Source organism: Cupriavidus sp. GW823-FHT06D04 (genome assembly GCF_058795055.1).
In genome coordinates, this window is sequence record NZ_JBXAHL010000105.1 from 1 (window position 1) to 1,332 (window position 1,332).

At 58.9% G+C, this 1,332-nt stretch carries 1 protein-coding gene; it reads right to left on the minus strand.

Going from position 1 to position 1,332, the window contains the following annotated elements; genetic code table 11:
- Positions 1-147 precede the first annotated feature (147 nt).
- The gene (locus AC1Q7H_RS39755) at positions 148-1,248 is read right to left on the minus strand and encodes an IS5-like element ISRme1 family transposase (RefSeq protein ID WP_492316802.1); all 1,101 of its coding nucleotides are present in this window, start codon (positions 1,246-1,248) and stop codon (positions 148-150) included.
- Positions 1,249-1,332 lie beyond the last annotated feature (84 nt).

Here is a 1,332-nt window from a genome sequence, read left to right on the forward strand (position 1 = left end):
CAGGCTGCTGAAGTACTAGCCGCGTAAAAAGCGAAGCTTCCCTCTACAAGCCTGAGGGGCTCGCTATTTTTCACAATCCGGAAGCGCGGCGTCACTTCACCGACTTTTTCGTTGATTTGACGACCGTTTCGGGCCTCATCACCACGATTACTGCAACTGTGGGCGGATTTGTCCCAGCGAGCGCATGCGCACGAGGTTGTAGGCGGCCATACTCAGCACAAACATTTGGTCGACCTTCTTTCGACCGCGCACCATTACCTGGCGCATGCGCCCAACGGTCTTGGCCCATCCAAAGCCTTGTTCAATCAGCTTGCGCTTTTGCTGTGAGATGGCATAACCCTTGGTGCCTGCAATGGCGTCGGGAACGGCCGAGCGCCGGCCGGAGGTGTTTTGTGCGACGTGCGGCGTCACCTTCATCTCCAGGCAGGCTTGAATGAACTCGTGCGCGTCGTAGCCCTTGTCCGCACCCACGGTGACTTCCACATTCAGGTCCTCAATCACCTGCCTGGCATCGTTAAGCATGACCTTCGCGGCCTCGCGCTCGGCGTGTCCGTCCGCATTGGTCACCATGGCGCTGACCACCAGGCCGTGGCGGTTGTCGCTCAAGGTATGACCCATGTAGCGCAGTTCACTGGCGGTTTTGCCCTTGCGATACAGCCTGGCATCGGGATCGGTTTTGGACTCGTGCGTCTCGTTGCTGCGCTTTTCACCCTTGAAGTCAGCACCGTCGTTATCGTCTTTGTCGTCGCCATCCTTGCGTACAAAGCTCTTGTGGCCAGCCCACGCCTTAATCAACGTGCCGTCGACGCTGAAGTGCTCGCCCGACAGCCAGTCCTTCTTCTGCGCGATGGCCAGCACTTCGTTGAAGAAGTCGATCACGGCATCGTGCTTGATCAGCCGTTCCCGGTTCTTGCTGAAGACGCTGGGCACCCAGACCACATCATCCATCGCCAGGCCAATGAACCAGCGATACAGCAAGTTGTAGTGCGTCTGTTCCATGAGCTGGCGCTCCGACCGGACGCTGTAGAGCACCTGCAGCAGCATGGCCCGCAGCAACTTCTCCGGCGCGATGCTGGGCCGGCCACCCTTGATATCGGCCTCGTACATTTGCGCGAACAGCCGATCCATCTTCGCCAGCGCCTGGTTCGCCATGGTGCGGATCGAGCGCAGCGGGTGGGACTTCGGCACGAAATCATCCAGCCTCCGCATCGTGAACAAACTTTCGGTGAAGGTGTCAGCGCCGCGCATGAATGTGGGGTTGTATGGAGTCCTCAGATTAACGCTTCAGCTAGTCGTCGCGCGGACATCCGCTGCCGGTATTTCAGCAGCCTG

Excerpts from the sequence above, each read along its gene's own strand:
- AC1Q7H_RS39755 (WP_492316802.1), bottom strand. The coding sequence starts at position 1,248 with ATGCGCGGCGCTGACACCTTCACCGAAAGTTTGTTCACGATGCGGAGG.